Below are 13,423 nucleotides of genomic sequence, written 5' to 3' on the forward strand. Positions count from 1 at the left end.
GGATTTCAGCGTGATACGTGCAAACGCCTTCTTGCCTGCCTGGCAAACATGGGTTGCGCCCAGTACATATATAAAGGAGCGATCAACCACCTCACCATCAACGCGCACACCGCCGGACGCCAACAGGTCACGCGCTGCTGCTGAGTTCTTCACCAGACCTGCTTTATTAAGAACAGCCGCGATCGGCATATCTTCAGCAGACGCCAGTTCGATCTCCGGCAGATCATCCGGCAGCTCGCCATCCTTCATGCGATTGCCCGCCGCACGATGAGCATTGGCCGCCGCCTCTTCACCATGGAAGCGCGCAACGATCTCTTCAGCCAGCTTGATTTTGACGTCGCGCGGATTGGCACCCGCCTCGACATCGGCACGCAACGCATTGATTTCATCCATCGAGCGGAAACTCAGCAGCTCGAAGTAGCGCCACATCAATGCATCCGGAATCGAAACCAGCTTGCTGTACATGACACCCGGCGCTTCCTGAATACCGACATAGTTGCCCAACGACTTGGACATCTTCTTCACGCCATCCAGACCTTCAAGCAGCGGCATAGTCAGAATGCACTGAGCCTCTTGGCCATAACCACGCTGCAACTCACGCCCCATCAGCAAGTTGAACTTCTGATCGGTACCACCCAGTTCGACATCCGCGCGCAGAGCGACCGAGTCATAACCCTGCACCAGCGGATAGAGGAACTCGTGAATAGCGATTGGCTGATTAGTGGTGTAACGCTTGTCGAAGTCATCACGCTCAAGCATGCGCGCGACCGTGTATTGCGAAGTCAGGCGAATGAAGTCCGCAGGCCCCATCTGATCCATCCAGGTGGAGTTGAACGCGACTTCGGTTTTCGCCGGATCGAGAATCTTGAACACCTGAGTTTTGTAGGTCTCGGCGTTTTCCAGAACTTGCTCGCGAGTCAGCGGAGGACGAGTAGCGCTCTTGCCGCTCGGATCACCGATCATCCCGGTGAAGTCACCTATAAGGAAGATCACCTGATGCCCCAGCTCCTGGAACTGACGCAGCTTATTAATAAGCACGGTATGACCCAGGTGCAGATCCGGAGCGGTTGGATCAAAACCAGCCTTGATACGCAGCGGCTGGCCGCGCTTGAGCTTCTCGATCAGCTCGGACTCGACCAATAGTTCTTCCGCACCACGTTTAATCAGCGCTAGCTGCTCTTCAACCGACTTCATAACAGACCCGCAAGGCTCAGATTCAAAGGGAACCAACCATACAAGATCGCGCACCAATTACAAGTTTTGCCCGGCGCACGGACACCAATCCACAGACGCGGTGTCTGTAGACTTGCTTCAGAGATGATTTGGTTATATTTTATACAGTTATTTCATCTTCATCATGTCATTCATCTTTTCCAATTCATCATTTTTCAAAGTCAAAATTACCTATGACCACAGAACCGTCTAAAGCGCCGCCGCTTTACCCGAAGACCCACCTGCTTGCCGCAAGTGGAATCGCCGCCCTTCTTAGCCTGGCACTCCTGGTATTCCCTTCCAGTGATGTTGAAGCCAAAAAGACGACCCTGAGTCTTGAACTGGAAAGTCCTGCTGAACAACTGACACAAGATCAAGACGCTGCTGACGCGGCTCAAGCCACAAATGAGCCAGTAGCTTCTCCGTTTGCTCAAATCGAAAACACTGACGAAAACACCGCACAAACCGCTGAAGCAGCACCGGCACCAGCCGCTGAAAAGCCAAAAGCGCCAGGTCATCGTGAAGTCATCGTTGCCAAAGGCGATACACTATCGACCTTGTTCGAAAAGGTCGGCCTGCCTGCCGCCTCCGTTCATGAAGTATTGGCCAGCGACAAACAAGCCAAACAGTTCAGCCAGCTCAAGCACGGCCAGAAACTCGAATTCGAATTGAACCCAGAAGGCCAACTGACCAGCCTGCACAGCAAGGTCAGCGACGTCGAAACCATCACCCTGACCAAGAATGACAAGGGTTATGCCTTCAACCGGGTTACTGCAAAACCCACCGTTCGCACCGCTTACGTACACGGTGTTATCAACAGCTCGCTTTCACAATCCGCGGCCCGTGCCGGCCTCTCCCATAGCCTGACCATGGATATGGCCAGCGTCTTCGGCTACGACGTCGACTTCGCTCAAGACATCCGCCAGGGCGACGAATTCGATGTGATCTACGAGCAGAAAGTGGTCAACGGCAAAGCCGTCGGCAATGGCCCGATCCTGTCCGCCCGCTTCACCAATCGCGGCAAGACCTACACCGCCGTGCGTTACACCAATAAACAAGGCAACAGCAGCTACTACACCGCTGACGGTAACAGCATGCGCAAGGCATTCATCCGAACTCCGGTGGATTTCGCCCGCATCAGCTCGAAGTTCTCCATGGGCCGCAAACACCCGATCCTCAATAAGATCCGCGCCCACAAAGGCGTTGATTACGCTGCGCCACGCGGTACGCCAATCAAGGCTGCCGGTGACGGTAAAGTGCTGCTCGCCGGGCGTCGTGGTGGCTACGGCAACACCGTGATCATCCAGCACGGCAACACTTACCGCACGCTATACGGCCACATGCAAGGCTTCGCCAAAGGTGTGAAGACTGGCGGTACCGTGAAACAGGGCCAGGTCATCGGCTACATCGGCACCACCGGCCTCTCGACCGGTCCGCACTTGCACTATGAGTTCCAGGTCAACGGCGTTCACGTCGACCCGCTGGGCCAGAAGCTGCCAATGGCTGATCCGATTGCCAAAGCCGAACGTGCGCGCTTCCTTGCACAGAGCCAACCGTTGATGGCGCGCATGGATCAAGAGAAGGCCACCATGCTGGCTTCGAGCAAGCGCTAAGTCATGGCCCTGTATATCGGCGTAATGTCCGGAACCAGCCTCGACGGTCTGGACATTGCCCTGATCGAACAGACCTCGGCGATCAAGCTGATCGCCACGCACTACATTCCCATGCCTGAATCCCTGCGCGCCGAGCTGCTTGGCTTGTGCGCCAGCGGCCCCGACGAAATCGCCCGTTCGGCGATTGCCCAACAGAACTGGGTGACGCTCGCTGCGCACGGCATTCACACCCTCCTCGATCAGCAGCAACTCAAACCCCAAGACGTTCGTGCAATCGGCAGCCACGGCCAGACTATCCGCCATGAACCGGCGCGCGGTTTCACCGTGCAGATCGGCAACCCTGCCCTGCTGACCGAACTCACAGGTATTACCGTAGTCAGCGACTTCCGCAGCCGCGACGTCGCAGCCGGTGGCCAAGGCGCTCCGCTGGTTCCCGCGTTCCATGAAGCTTTGTTCGAAGAGGGTACCGGCAATCAGGCCGTCTTGAATGTCGGCGGTTTCAGCAATCTCAGTCTGATTGAGCCGACCAAGCCTGTAGCCGGTTTCGACTGTGGCCCGGGGAATGTGCTGATGGACGCCTGGATTCAGCAGCAGCGCGGCGAAAACTACGATCGCAATGGCGAATGGGCGAAATCAGGCACTATTGAGCCAACCCTGTTGCAGTCACTGCTCAGCGATCCGTTCTTCGTTACCAAAGGACCAAAAAGCACCGGCCGCGAAGTGTTCAACCTGCCATGGCTGGAACAACACCTTTCACGCCTGCCAACCTTTGCCGCTGAGAATGTGCAGGCCACGCTGCTTGAACTGACCGCATTGACCATCATCGAGTCGCTGCAAAGCGCTCAATCCGACACTCAGGAATTGTTGGTCTGCGGCGGCGGTGCGCACAACGCCACACTGATGAAGCGCCTGGCCGACCTGCTGCCAAACGCAACGGTCGCCAGCACCGCCACTCACGGCGTTGATCCGGACTGGGTTGAAGCCATGGCCTTCGCCTGGCTCGCCCATTGCTGCCTTGAAGGCATCGCCGCCAACCGCCCAAGCGTCACCGGCGCTCGCGGTCTTCGTGTCCTCGGCGCCATCTACCCGGCCTGATTAAACCGCACACAGCAAAACGCCGCAGAACCGTAAGGCTCTGCGGCGTTTTGTTATCTGAAGCGCGGCGCGATCAGATCGAGAACGAAGACCCGCAACCACACGTCGTGGTGGCGTTCGGGTTCTTGATCACGAAGCGCGAACCTTCCAGACCTTCCTGGTAGTCCACTTCAGCACCGGCCAGGTACTGAAAGCTCATCGGATCCACCACCAGACTCACGCCTTCGCGCTCGACGATGGTGTCGTCCTCGGCCACATCTTCATCGAAGGTGAAACCGTACTGAAACCCTGAACAACCGCCGCCCGTAACGAATACGCGCAGCTTCAAGCGATCATTCCCCTCTTCATCGACCAGGCTCTTCACCTTGTGCGCGGCACCGTGGGTGAATTGCAAAGCCGTGGGGGTGAAGGATTCGACGCTCATGCTGACTATCTCCCGGCGTTACGCCGCCATAATGCGTGATGACGCGCATTATCCGCTTGTCCGAGAAAATCGGTCAACTATTGTTACGGTATATCAATAAACCCGACGAGCTGATCAGAATGCAAAAAGGCCCGTCAGACGGGCCTTTTCGCTCTGCCGTTTAAAATGTTACGGCAGCATACCGGCGTGGGACAGACCGAAGCGCTCGTCCAGCCCGAACAGAATGTTCATGTTCTGTACCGCCTGGCCCGACGCGCCTTTGACCAGATTGTCGATCACCGACAGCACCACCACCAGATCGCCATCCTGCGGACGGTGAACGGCGATACGGCAAACGTTGGCGCCGCGCACGCTACGGGTTTCCGGATGGCTGCCGGCCGGCATCACGTCGACGAACGGTTCGTTGGCATAACGCTTTTCAAACAGCGCCTGCAGATCCACCGAACGATCAACCACGGTCGCGTAGAGCGTGGAGTGAATGCCACGGATCATCGGGGTCAGGTGCGGAACGAAGGTCAGACCGACATCCTTACCCGCTGCACGACGCAGACCCTGACGAATTTCCGGCAGGTGACGGTGACCTTTTACCGCGTAGGCCTTCATGCTTTCCGACGTCTCGGAGTACAACGATCCTACAGCCGCACCGCGACCGGCACCGCTGACACCGGATTTGCAGTCGGCGATCAGACGCGAAGTATCGGCCAGACCTGCTTCAAGCAAAGGAAGGAAACCCAACTGCGTCGCGGTCGGATAGCAACCCGGCACGGCGATCAGGCGAGCTTTCTTGATCTGCTCGCGATTGACTTCCGGCAGACCGTAAACCGCCTCGTCCAGCAGCCCGGGCGCGCCGTGCGGCTGACCGTACCACTTGGCCCATTCTTCAGCGTCTTGCAGACGGAAGTCGGCTGACAGGTCGATGACCTTGGTGCCCGCTGCCAGCAATTCGCCCGCCAGCGCGTGAGCAACGCCGTGTGGTGTGGCGAAGAACACTACGTCACAAGCGCCGAGCGTCTTGATGTCCGGTACGCTGAAGGCGAGGCCGTCGTAGTGACCGCGCAGGTTCGGGTACATGTCAGCCACAGGCAGGCCGGCCTCGGATCGGGAAGTGATGACAACCACTTCTGCCTGCGGATGCTGCGCCAACAGACGCAGCAGTTCGACACCGGTGTAACCCGTGCCGCCGACGATACCGACCTTGACCATAACCTGCCCTCAAAGAACCACTGGAAAGCCGTCGATAATAGGGGCCGCGCGCGCCTGCGACAACCGTCAAGGTGACGTGCGGACGCTCAAGCCTCTACTATCCGGCTTACCGTGAACCTGGAATAACTAAAAATGCTCTATCTATGGATCAAAGCTTTTCACATTGTCAGCGTCGTTTGCTGGTTTGCCGGGCTGTTCTACTTACCGCGTCTGTTCGTGTATCACGCGCAAAGCGAAGACACGCTCAGCAAAGAACGCTTCAGCATCATGGAGCGCAAGTTGTATCGCGGCATCATGGGCCCGGCGATGATCGCCACGCTGATCTTTGGCGGCTGGCTGATCTATCTCAACCCGAGCATCTTCAGCATGGGTGGCTGGATTCACGCCAAACTGACCCTCGTCGTCTTGCTGATCGGCTACCACCATATGTGCGGCGCGCAGGTAAAACGTTTTGCCCGTGGCGAAAACACCCGCAGCCATGTCTTTTATCGCTGGTTCAATGAAGTGCCGGTTCTGATATTGCTGGCTATCGTAATTCTGGTCGTGGTCAAGCCGTTCTAACTTCAACAAGAACAGATCTTTGGGGTACTCATAATGTCGCTGCCCGCTTTGCTCGAACAACGCCTGCGTCTGCCTGTAGTAGCGGCGCCGATGTTTCTGATTTCCAACCCGGAGCTGGTGCTCGCCTGCTGTCGTAATGGCGTGGTCGGCAGTTTTCCAGCCTTGAACCAGCGCGAAAGCAGCGGCTTCAAAGCCTGGCTGGAACAGATCGAAGCGGGACTTGCGACACTGGATAACCCGGCGCCATACGCGGTAAACCTGATTGTTCACAACAGCAACCCGCGCTTGCAGGCGGACTTGAACATCTGCGTCGAGCACAAAGTGCCGATCGTCATCACCAGCCTCGGCGCGGTGAAGGAGTTGGTCGACGCGGTACACAGCTATGGCGGTCTGGTGTTCCATGACGTCACCACTCGCCGACATGCCGAGAAAGCAGCCGAGGCGGGTGTCGACGGTTTGATCGCCGTTGCTGCGGGCGCCGGGGGGCATGCCGGAACCTGGAGTCCGTTTGCGCTGATCGCCGAGATCCGAGAGTTTTTCGATAAAACCCTGTTGCTTGCAGGATGTCTTAACCACGGCCATGAGATTCTCGCCGCACAACTGCTCGGCGCGGATTTGGCCTACTTCGGTACGCGATTTATCGGTACCACGGAAAGTCATGCGCCTGACGCCTACAAGGAGATGCTGCTGACAGCCAAGGCTTCGGACATCATCCATACTCCAGCGGTCTCGGGAGTGCCGGCGAGTTTTATGCGTCAGAGCCTGGAGGCGGCCGGTTTCGATATGGCTGCTCTGCAAGGCAAAGGCGAAGTGAATTTCGGTGACAAGTTGAAGCCGATCAGCGATGAGGCCAAAGCCTGGAAAACCGTGTGGTCGGCCGGTCAAGGCGTAGGGCAGATCGATGACCTGCCGAGTGTGGATCAATTGATCGCACGGCTGGACGCCGAGTATCGCCAGGCACAGGAACGCGCAGCCCAGCTACCGCAACGCTGGCCGCGCTAAGAAAAATCGGGTCAGCCCCGCTGGGCTGGCCTTACACTGCTGACCTTTCAATTTATTCGCGACAAGGATGCCTCGGCCATGAGCGAACCCCGTTACAAGATCGTGTTCGACGGTGCTCTACAGCCCGGTGTCGATATCACCACTGCCAAACTCAATCTGGCGGATCTGTTCAAAAGCGATGTGGCCGCGATCGAACGCCTGTTCAGTGGCCGCAGCGTCGCGCTCAAGCGTGATTTGTCCCACAGCGATGCGCAGACCTATCTGCAAGCGCTGAGCAAAACCGGGATCGACGCACGCATTGAAGCTGAAACGGCAATCGAGCTGAACCTGGCGGATGTCCATGAGCACACCGCCGTTGTGGCCGAACCGGACTCGCCGTATGCACCGCCTCGCGCAAGCGTTGGCGAAAGCCAGGCGGAGTTCGCCACGCTCAAGCCGTTCAGCGTCGAAGGCCGAATCGGACGCTTGCGTTTTCTGGCGTGGACAATGGTCCTGAGCCTGGTGACCTTGCCCATTGTCGGCGTGTTCGCCCTGCTGGCTTTGGGACTGGTCGCCGGCGATTCCACCACTGGCCTGATCATTGGCGGGATCTTCGCGTTCTTCCTGTTTATCGCTTTCCTGATTGTCAGCATCCTGTTCAGCATTCAGCGTCTACACGACATCGGTTGGTCGGGCTGGCTCTGGCTACTGAACCTGGTGCCATTCGTAGGCAGTTTCTTTCCGCTGGTGATCATGGTGGTGCCGGGTAATACCGGCGCCAATCGCTATGGCCCTCCCCCACCGCCCAACAGCACCGCCGTGAAAGTGCTGTGCTCCCTGTGGATCGTGTTCTTCGCGCTGGTGTTCGCCGGCGGCATGCTTGGCGGGATCTCGGCCATCCAGCAGGAGTACGAAAATAACCTGGAGAGCAGCTACGAAAGTGGCTCGGTGACCACTGATGAAGTCGAAGTAGAGGTCCAAGCGCCTGGGGATTCCGCCGACGAGGCAGCCGAAGCGGCGCAGGCCCCTGTAGACTCTGCGAAAGAATGAACAGCGCTCCCCGCCGTGACACCCGCGTCGCCGGCGCGGAGCTGTTGCGATGGAGAATTGCATGACCCGATACGCACTGATCACCGGCGCTTCCAGCGGCATTGGCCTGGCGATGGCCGAGGCACTGGCCCGGCGTGGCCGCAGCCTGATTCTGGTGGCCCGACAGCGTGATCAGCTGGAAAGCATTGCGATCGAGTTGACCCAGCGTTTTGGCGTCGAGGTACTGTTCCGCGCCTGCGATCTGGGCGAGCCATTGCGGCTGTCCGGCTTCCTGCTGGAACTCGAAGAAGGTGACCGGCAAATCGACTTGCTGGTCAATTGCGCCGGTATCGGCACCTGCGGCCCGTTTCTCGCGCAGGACTGGATGACCGAGCAGGACCTGATCGAAGTGAACATCCTCGCCCTAACCCGCCTCTGCCACGCCATCGGCAACAGCATGGCGTTGCAGGGTGGCGGGCAGATTCTTAACGTTGCCTCGGTGGCCGCGTTCAATCCCGGCCCATGGATGAGCACTTACTACGCCAGCAAGGCCTATGTGCTGCACTTCTCCGAAGCCTTGCGGGTCGAACTAAAACAAAGCGCGGTGAAGGTTTCGGTGCTCTGCCCAGGCCCGACACGCACGGCATTTTTCCGCACGGCACAGCTCAACAGCGAAAAACTCAAAGACAGCAAATTGCTGATGAGCCCCGAGGAAGTCGCGCTGTACACCGTGCGCGCCCTCGACAAGAACCGGGCGATCATCATTCCGGGACGACGCAATCGCTGGTTCGCGTTTTTGCCGCGACTGGGTTCGCGCTGGCTTAATCGCACCATTGTCGGCATGGTCAACAAGGCTTACTGCCCTCGCTGAAATGCCCTACAGGTAAAACACTGGGCGGGATAAGCCGCCCTGCGTACACTCAGACCAGCCCAACAACGGAGAAAACAGCAGTGGATACTCTGTTCACCAAGATCATCAACCGGGAAATCCCGGCCAAGATCATTTACGAGGACGACCAGGTTCTGGCGTTCCACGACATCGCCCCGCAGGCACCGGTGCATTTCCTGGTGATCCCGAAAAAACCGGTGCGCACCCTCAATGACCTGACCGAAGACGACAAGGCACTGGCCGGGCATATCCTCTTCACCGCACAGCGCCTGGCGCTGGAGTTGGGCTGCGAAGACGGTTTCCGCGTGGTGATGAACTGCAATGAAAAGGGTGGGCAAACCGTCTACCACATTCACATGCACGTACTCGGTCAGCGGCAGATGAACTGGCCACCGGGCTGATCCGTACCCCATCCCCCTGTGGGAGCGAGCCTGCTCGCGAAGTCTTCGGCACATCCAATGTATCAGTGCCTGACATTCCGCCTTCGCGAGCAGGCTCGCTCCCACAAAAAAGCATGACCGCGCAGCAAATGACCCAGCGCAAACCTTCCCCCGGCCGATTCGGTTAAACTGGCCGCCGAGATTCTTCCCGGAGGTCAGCATGACTACCCAACGTCACTACTCGCCAATTGACCGTCTTCTGCTGCAAGCCGATGCCGCGATGCGTACCCTGCTGCCCTTCAGTGGCCAGCCGTACCGTCCATCGCCAGCAATTTTGCAACCGGATACGCAAATGAGCGACGAAGACACCCGCCACGTCGCCGGTCTGATGCGCATCAACCATACCGGTGAAGTCTGCGCCCAGGCGCTGTATCAGGGACAGGCGTTGACTGCCAAGCTGCCGCAGGTACGCGAGGCCATGGAGCACGCCGCCGAGGAAGAGATTGATCATCTGGTGTGGTGCGAACAGCGCATTCACCAGTTGGGCAGCCATACCAGCGTTTTGAATCCGCTGTTTTACGGCATGTCGTTCGGGATTGGCGCAGTGGCCGGATTGATCAGCGACAAGGTCAGTCTCGGGTTTGTCGCGGCGACTGAACATCAGGTGTGCAAGCACTTGAACGAACATCTCGAGCAGTTGCCAGCGGAGGACGAGAAGTCCCGGGCGATTCTGCAGCAGATGCGCATAGATGAAGAACATCATGCGGAGAGTGCGCTGGAGGCTGGAGGGTTCCGTTTTCCGGCGCCGGTGAAGTTCGGGATGAGTATTCTGGCCAAGGTGATGACCAAGAGTACTTATCGGATCTGAGAACGGTATTGCTGCAAAGGGCCCCTTCGCGAGCAGGCTCGCTCCCACAGGGGGTGGCAGAATTGAAAAAGGCGACCGAAAGGTCGCCTTTTTTGTGCCCGGGAATCTTAGGTCGGCATGTTGCGCGCGTAGAAGATTTCGAGCATTTCGTGTTTCACACGATCAGTCACCTGAGCGCGTTGCTCCGGGGACAGATTGCTGGTGGCGTCGCCGAACAGGTAGTTATCCAGTTCGAAGTTCTTCAGCAGCATTTTGGTGTGGAACAGGTTTTCCTGGTACACGTTCACGTCGGTCATCTGATACGCGTCGCGAGTGTCTTCGGAGAGGTAGTTCTGGATCGAATTGATCTCGTGGTCGATGAAGTGCTTGTTGCCTTCAACGTCACGGGTGAAGCCGCGCACACGATAATCCACAGTCACGATGTCCGAATCGAACTGGTGAATGAGGAAATTGAGCGCTTTCAGCGGTGAAATGACACCACAAGTCGACACGTCGATGTCCACACGGAAGGTTGCAATACCGTCGTCCGGATGGATTTCCGGGTAGGTGTGCACCGTGATGTGGCTCTTGTCGAGGTGGGCCAGGATAATTTCGGGCAACGGGCCCGGCGATTCTTCAATCTGGCTTTCAGTCGGGGTTACCGGCTCTTCAGAAATCAGGATCGTGACGCTGGCGCCCTGAGGTTCATAGTCCTGACTGGCAATGTTCAGGATGTTGGCACCAATGATCTCGACAACTTCTGTGAGAATCTGCGTCAGGCGTTTCGCGTTGTACTCTTGATTGATGTACTCGACGTAAGCCTGCTGGTCTTGCGGGGTTTCCGCGTAGCAGATGTCATAGATGTTGAAGCTCAAGGTCTTTGTCAGGTTATTGAACCCGTGGAGCTTGAGTTTGCTTTTCACCGTTAAAAACTCTCTATGTATGCGGCGCAGCCGCGTGATCAAGCATGCCCGTCAAGTGCGAACAACGCACCTGCGTAGGACGGTTAACACCTCTTCGCGATGGCGATTTTGGTTATCTGTTCAGGCGGCTGATCCGTCGGCTGACCGATCACTGCCCTGAAAAAAGTGGCGCATTATGCAGACGTCAGCGGGGGATCGCCAGAGTCTGCACTGCTTTTATGATAGTTGAATGTCGGATCAACCGAGTTCGACGATTTCGTAGTCGTGGGTGATTGCCACGCCGGCCGCGCCGAGCATGATCGAGGCCGAGCAATACTTCTCGGCGGACAACTCGATGGCGCGCTTGACCTGAGCTTCTTTCAAGCCACGGCCCTTGACCACGAAATGCATGTGAATCTTGGTGAACACCTTTGGATCTTCAGTCGCGCGCTCGGCTTCGAGGAAGGCCTCGCAGCTTTCAACGGCCTGGCGGGACTTCTTCAGAATGCTGACCACGTCGAAGTTGCTGCAACCGCCGACACCCAGCAGAAGCATTTCCATCGGGCGAACACCCAGATTACGACCACCGGCGTCCGGCGGACCGTCCATCACCACGACATGACCGCTGCCGGATTCGCCGAGGAACATGGCTTCGCCAGCCCATTGGATGCGTGCCTTCATCGCCGAGACTCCACTGTAGAAAAAAGGGTCGCCAGCTTAGCACAGCGCCCCGGCCTGACAGCGAGCGCTGATCCTAGGACGGATGCCTCTACGACGTAGGTAATTTCTCGAATTTTCGACGAAGTGTCTGTTAAGCTGGCGCCAATTCGCTGGCGCCCATGCCAGCTGTGTAGCGACCGCCTTCAGCGCCTCATAAAAAAATCAAACATCACCGTGCAGTCTTTTCGGGATACAACCATGGTTGCTATTACCCCCACACCCAAAATCAAGAACCTCGACAAGCTGTTGATGCATTGCCAGCGCCGTCGCCATGCGGCCAAGAGCAACATCATTTGTGCAGGCGATCGCTCGGACACGCTGTACTTCATCATCAAGGGTTCGGTAACGATCCTGATCGAGGACGACGATGGTCGCGAGATGATCATCGCCTACCTCAACGCCGGGGATTTCTTCGGTGAACTGGGCCTCTTCGAGCAAGCGGGTCAAGAACAGGAGCGCAGCGCCTGGGTGCGGGCCAAGGTTGAATGCGAAACAGCAGAAATCAGCTACGCCAAGTTCCGCGAGTTGTCGCAGCAGGATCCGGACATTCTTTACGTGCTCAGCGGACAAATCGCACAACGCCTGCGCAACACCACGCGCAAGGTCGGCGATCTGGCGTTCTTCGACGTAACCGGTCGAGTCGCGCGCTGCTTGCTTGAGTTGTGCAAACAACCCGATGCGATGACCCACCCTGACGGCATGCAGATCAAGGTGACCCGTCAGGAAATCGGCCGGATTGTCGGTTGTTCGCGGGAGATGGTCGGTCGCGTGCTCAAGGATCTCGAGGAACGCAACCTGGTCGATGTGAAAGGCAAGACCATGGTGGTCTTCGGTACGCGCTAAGCCCGAATATCAGGCGCTGTACATCTGCGCCAGCATCAGACGAAACAGCTCATCGAGACGCGCCAAGGCCTGTGGCGCGTTGAATTTCTCATGCAGGGCAATGTGGCTTTCAGCCCGTACCCGCTGCTCCAGGCCGCACGCTTCGTTGAAGCGATTGACCGCGGCGACCATCGATTCGCGCTCGTTATCCATCAGCATCGCACCGTGCACCAGACCGACCGGACGCTGTCCGCCCTGACTCTGGCGCCAGCGCTGCGCGGTGCCGACCATTTTGCGGCCATCGAGGTTGACGTTGAATCGACCGTCGCAGAATGCGCCATCGATTTCGCCCAACGATGATGTGCCGCCCAATTCATCCAGTAACTGACAGATCGGGTCGCAGAGACGGTGGTAGCCGGTTTCGATGCGATTGAGGTCGCCTTCGCTGCGCGGTGGCGCGTAGACCAGGGCGATGTTGATTGTCGCGGCAGATTGCGGGACCGGTTCGCCGCCGGTTTCACGCAGCAGGACTGGCCAACCGGCAGCGGCGGAGACTTCACAGGCGTGGTCGAACGCGGGGAGGCGATTGAGGCGGCGTGGCATGACCAGGGCGCGATCGCTGGGTTGCCAGAACAGCAGGCCGAATTCCGTGTCGCCGGCGCAAACCGAGGCCAGCAAATCCTGTTCGGCTTGCAGGCCAGCTTCGATGGTCAGGGGGGTTGGCAGCGACATGGAAGGCTCCGGC

Annotated in this window: 15 protein-coding genes (1 of these 15 only partly in view); 9 read left to right on the forward strand and 6 right to left on the reverse strand. The window is 57.9% G+C overall.

Features of this window, described 5'->3' with window-relative positions; all coding sequences use genetic code 11:
- A protein-coding gene (tyrS, locus tag VY732_RS26785; protein ID WP_129395737.1) for a tyrosine--tRNA ligase crosses the window boundary here: on the reverse strand, positions 1 to 1,194 show its 5' portion. The gene continues 6 nt to the left of window position 1, outside the view; the window shows 1,194 of its 1,200 coding nt (coding positions 1-1,194); the start codon lies at positions 1,192 to 1,194; its stop codon lies off the left edge, out of view.
- A gap of 212 nt (positions 1,195 to 1,406) precedes the next feature.
- Between tyrS and VY732_RS26790 the strand changes: the two genes are divergently transcribed.
- The gene (locus VY732_RS26790) at positions 1,407 to 2,825 is read left to right on the forward strand and encodes a peptidoglycan DD-metalloendopeptidase family protein (RefSeq protein WP_077574743.1); all 1,419 of its coding nucleotides are present in this window, start codon (positions 1,407 to 1,409) and stop codon (positions 2,823 to 2,825) included.
- Between the two features lie 3 nt (positions 2,826 to 2,828).
- Complete coding sequence (locus VY732_RS26795) at positions 2,829 to 3,920, forward strand: anhydro-N-acetylmuramic acid kinase (protein WP_331692673.1); 1,092 nt, start codon at positions 2,829 to 2,831, stop codon at positions 3,918 to 3,920.
- A gap of 73 nt (positions 3,921 to 3,993) precedes the next feature.
- Here the strand turns inward: VY732_RS26795 and erpA are convergent, their stop codons facing one another.
- Positions 3,994 to 4,344, reverse strand: a complete 351-nt coding sequence (gene erpA, locus VY732_RS26800) for an iron-sulfur cluster insertion protein ErpA (protein WP_008077999.1) — start codon at positions 4,342 to 4,344, stop codon at positions 3,994 to 3,996.
- Between the two features lie 168 nt (positions 4,345 to 4,512).
- Positions 4,513 to 5,547: an N-acetyl-gamma-glutamyl-phosphate reductase gene (gene argC / locus VY732_RS26805; RefSeq protein WP_116028298.1), complete on the reverse strand. Its 1,035-nt coding sequence runs from the start codon at positions 5,545 to 5,547 to the stop codon at positions 4,513 to 4,515.
- A 132-nt stretch (positions 5,548 to 5,679) separates the two neighbouring features.
- Between argC and hemJ the strand changes: the two genes are divergently transcribed.
- The 6 genes from hemJ to coq7 all read left to right on the forward strand — a co-directional run bounded on the left by hemJ (position 5,680) and on the right by coq7 (position 10,255).
- The gene (hemJ, locus tag VY732_RS26810; RefSeq protein WP_077574746.1) at positions 5,680 to 6,108 is read left to right on the forward strand and encodes a protoporphyrinogen oxidase HemJ; all 429 of its coding nucleotides are present in this window, start codon (positions 5,680 to 5,682) and stop codon (positions 6,106 to 6,108) included.
- A 33-nt stretch (positions 6,109 to 6,141) separates the two neighbouring features.
- Positions 6,142 to 7,110 (forward strand): NAD(P)H-dependent flavin oxidoreductase, encoded by a 969-nt coding sequence (locus tag VY732_RS26815; protein WP_331692676.1) that lies wholly within the window; start codon positions 6,142 to 6,144, stop codon positions 7,108 to 7,110.
- 78 nt (positions 7,111 to 7,188) lie between these two features.
- Positions 7,189 to 8,139, forward strand: a complete 951-nt coding sequence (locus tag VY732_RS26820) for a DUF805 domain-containing protein (protein WP_331692677.1) — start codon at positions 7,189 to 7,191, stop codon at positions 8,137 to 8,139.
- Positions 8,140 to 8,200: 61 nt separating this feature from the next.
- Positions 8,201 to 8,989, forward strand: a complete 789-nt coding sequence (locus tag VY732_RS26825; RefSeq protein WP_077574749.1) for an SDR family NAD(P)-dependent oxidoreductase — start codon at positions 8,201 to 8,203, stop codon at positions 8,987 to 8,989.
- Positions 8,990 to 9,069: 80 nt separating this feature from the next.
- The gene (locus VY732_RS26830; RefSeq protein WP_053124353.1) at positions 9,070 to 9,408 is read left to right on the forward strand and encodes a histidine triad nucleotide-binding protein; all 339 of its coding nucleotides are present in this window, start codon (positions 9,070 to 9,072) and stop codon (positions 9,406 to 9,408) included.
- A gap of 199 nt (positions 9,409 to 9,607) precedes the next feature.
- Positions 9,608 to 10,255: a 2-polyprenyl-3-methyl-6-methoxy-1,4-benzoquinone monooxygenase gene (coq7, locus tag VY732_RS26835; protein WP_137217346.1), complete on the forward strand. Its 648-nt coding sequence runs from the start codon at positions 9,608 to 9,610 to the stop codon at positions 10,253 to 10,255.
- 107 nt (positions 10,256 to 10,362) lie between these two features.
- On the opposite strand, the gene speD is transcribed toward coq7, so the two are convergent.
- Positions 10,363 to 11,157, reverse strand: a complete 795-nt coding sequence (speD, locus tag VY732_RS26840) for an adenosylmethionine decarboxylase (protein ID WP_016983471.1) — start codon at positions 11,155 to 11,157, stop codon at positions 10,363 to 10,365.
- A 237-nt stretch (positions 11,158 to 11,394) separates the two neighbouring features.
- Positions 11,395 to 11,817 (reverse strand): OsmC family protein, encoded by a 423-nt coding sequence (locus tag VY732_RS26845; RefSeq protein WP_003228794.1) that lies wholly within the window; start codon positions 11,815 to 11,817, stop codon positions 11,395 to 11,397.
- Between the two features lie 237 nt (positions 11,818 to 12,054).
- Here VY732_RS26845 and crp point away from each other — a divergent pair, with 237 nt between their 5' ends.
- Positions 12,055 to 12,699, forward strand: a complete 645-nt coding sequence (gene crp, locus VY732_RS26850; RefSeq protein ID WP_008088598.1) for a cAMP-activated global transcriptional regulator CRP — start codon at positions 12,055 to 12,057, stop codon at positions 12,697 to 12,699.
- Positions 12,700 to 12,708: 9 nt separating this feature from the next.
- On the opposite strand, the gene VY732_RS26855 is transcribed toward crp, so the two are convergent.
- Entirely contained in the window at positions 12,709 to 13,410 is a 702-nt protein-coding gene (locus VY732_RS26855; protein WP_331692681.1) for a lipoate--protein ligase family protein, read from the reverse strand.
- Between the last annotated feature and the right edge of the window lie 13 nt (positions 13,411 to 13,423).

The organism is Pseudomonas sp. ZY71 (genome assembly GCF_036542145.1).
GTDB classification, from domain to species: Bacteria; Pseudomonadota; Gammaproteobacteria; order Pseudomonadales; family Pseudomonadaceae; genus Aquipseudomonas; species Aquipseudomonas koreensis_A.

Coding starts and splice junctions, on each gene's coding strand:
- coq7 (WP_137217346.1), top strand. CDS start 9,608: ATGACTACCCAACGTCACTACTCGCCAATTGACCGTCTTCTGCTGCAA.
- VY732_RS26795 (WP_331692673.1), top strand. CDS start 2,829: ATGGCCCTGTATATCGGCGTAATGTCCGGAACCAGCCTCGACGGTCTG.
- VY732_RS26855 (WP_331692681.1), bottom strand. CDS start 13,410: ATGTCGCTGCCAACCCCCCTGACCATCGAAGCTGGCCTGCAAGCCGAA.
- crp (WP_008088598.1), top strand. CDS start 12,055: ATGGTTGCTATTACCCCCACACCCAAAATCAAGAACCTCGACAAGCTG.
- VY732_RS26790 (WP_077574743.1), top strand. CDS start 1,407: ATGACCACAGAACCGTCTAAAGCGCCGCCGCTTTACCCGAAGACCCAC.
- argC (WP_116028298.1), bottom strand. CDS start 5,547: ATGGTCAAGGTCGGTATCGTCGGCGGCACGGGTTACACCGGTGTCGAA.
- hemJ (WP_077574746.1), top strand. CDS start 5,680: ATGCTCTATCTATGGATCAAAGCTTTTCACATTGTCAGCGTCGTTTGC.
- erpA (WP_008077999.1), bottom strand. CDS start 4,344: ATGAGCGTCGAATCCTTCACCCCCACGGCTTTGCAATTCACCCACGGT.
- VY732_RS26845 (WP_003228794.1), bottom strand. CDS start 11,817: ATGAAGGCACGCATCCAATGGGCTGGCGAAGCCATGTTCCTCGGCGAA.
- VY732_RS26815 (WP_331692676.1), top strand. CDS start 6,142: ATGTCGCTGCCCGCTTTGCTCGAACAACGCCTGCGTCTGCCTGTAGTA.
- VY732_RS26820 (WP_331692677.1), top strand. CDS start 7,189: ATGAGCGAACCCCGTTACAAGATCGTGTTCGACGGTGCTCTACAGCCC.
- VY732_RS26825 (WP_077574749.1), top strand. CDS start 8,201: ATGACCCGATACGCACTGATCACCGGCGCTTCCAGCGGCATTGGCCTG.